The 971-nt window shown below is 64.1% G+C and carries 1 protein-coding gene; it reads left to right on the top strand.

All coding sequences use genetic code 11. From position 1 onward, the window contains the following. Positions 1-942, top strand: a 942-nt coding sequence (locus tag HGI47_RS22075; RefSeq protein WP_168854898.1) for a VCBS repeat-containing protein, incomplete at its 5' end; no start/stop codon positions are given. Positions 943-971 lie beyond the last annotated feature (29 nt).

Here is a 971-nt window from a genome sequence, read left to right as displayed (position 1 = left end):
CGCCATGTTGCCGATGTTAACGGCGATGGATTTGCCGATGTGGTGGGCTTCGGCTTTTCGGGCGTGCTCGTCTCGTTCGGATCGGCGAGCGGCAGCTTCTCGACCACCAGCGTCGTCGTCTCCAACTTCGGACAGACCGCAGGCTGGACCAACGACAACCAGTTCCACCGCGAACTGGCCGACGTCAACGGCGATGGCCGGGCAGACATCATCGGCTTCGGCGCGGCAGGCACCCTCGTCTCGCTCGCCAATGCCAACGGCACTTTCGCCAATCCCGTCACCGGCATCGCCAACTTCGGCACCGCGCAGGGCTGGGCAACCCAGAACGGCTTTGCCCGCACCGTCGCCGACGTCAACGGAGACGGCAAGGCCGATCTCGTCGGCTTCGGCACGGCAGGAACGCTGGTGTCGCTCGGCAATGGCAACGGCACGTTCAGCCCTGCGCAGACCGGCGTCGCCAACTTCGGCGTCAACCAGGGATGGGCAAACGACAACAGCTTCCATCGCGAACTGGCCGACGTCAACGGTGACGGGCGCGACGACATCATCGGTTTCGGCACGGCCGGAACGCTCGTCGCGCTGTCCAACGGCAACGGCACGTTCGGCACTGCGCAGCTTGTCCTTGCCGATTTCGGCGTCAATCAGGGCTGGTCCAACAACGATGCCTTCCCGCGCATCGTCACCGATGTGAACGGCGATGACATCGCAGACATCGTGGGCTTCGGCGTCGCCGGAACGCTCGTCGCCTATGGCAAGGGCGATGGCACCTTCACTCCCGTCGGCTTCGACCTTGCCAACTTCGGAGCAAGCCAGGGCTGGACCAGCGACAACACGTTCCACCGCACCATCGCCGATATCGACAACGATGGCCTCGCCGACATCATCGGCTTCGGTGCCGCCGGCGTCCTCACCGCCATCAATCAGGGCGACTTCCTGCTGTGAGGTAACTCAACGCCTGCAAATGCGATCTG

This window comes from Novosphingobium sp. ERN07 (genome assembly GCF_012641335.1).
In the GTDB taxonomy this organism is placed as follows: Bacteria; Pseudomonadota; Alphaproteobacteria; order Sphingomonadales; family Sphingomonadaceae; genus Novosphingobium.
The sequence above is the reverse complement of the archived record's forward strand: the minus strand, read 5'-3'. Positions and strand labels throughout refer to the sequence as shown.